Source organism: Arsenophonus sp. ENCA (genome assembly GCF_002287155.1).
Classification (GTDB): domain Bacteria; phylum Pseudomonadota; class Gammaproteobacteria; order Enterobacterales; family Enterobacteriaceae; genus Arsenophonus; species Arsenophonus nilaparvatae.
Window position 1 is genome coordinate 1 of record NZ_NHNG01000627.1, and the last position, 509, is coordinate 509.

General features: G+C 33.6%; 1 protein-coding gene. It reads right to left on the reverse strand.

Annotation, left to right across the window (positions count from 1 at the left end; genetic code table 11):
* On the reverse strand, positions 1-509 hold a 509-nt coding region (locus tag CBG25_RS16160; protein ID WP_290607901.1), incomplete at both ends, for an ATPase, T2SS/T4P/T4SS family.

Consider the following 509-nt stretch of genomic DNA (forward strand, 5'->3'; position numbering starts at 1 on the left):
CTGTTTTACCACTTCCAGTTGGCCCAGTGACAAGAATCATTCCTTGTGGCAGAGAAAGTTTTTGTTTTAAAATGACAAGAAAATTATTTTTTATACCTAGTTGTTCTAAAGAATAATGGTTTTTAGTATTTAATATCCTTAAAACTATTTTTTCACCATAAAGAGTTGGTAATGTTGAAATGCGAATAGCATAGTGGATATCACGGCTGATCCATTCAAGTTGCCCATCTTGAGGCAAGCGCTTTTCTGCAATATTTAATTTTGCCAATATTTTTAATCGGGCAAATATTTCTGCGCAATTTTCGACTGGTGGTGAAGGAACATAAAATAATTTACCATCAACTCTGATTCGAATTTTGGCACCGGTCTTAAATGGCTCAATATGAATGTCTGATGCCCGTTTTTCAATAGCAGATCCAATAAGATAATCGACATAATTTACTGCTGGTGAATTAGGTTTTTCTTCATTGTTAATTGAAGGATCATAACGTATAGGTTCTTCTTGTATT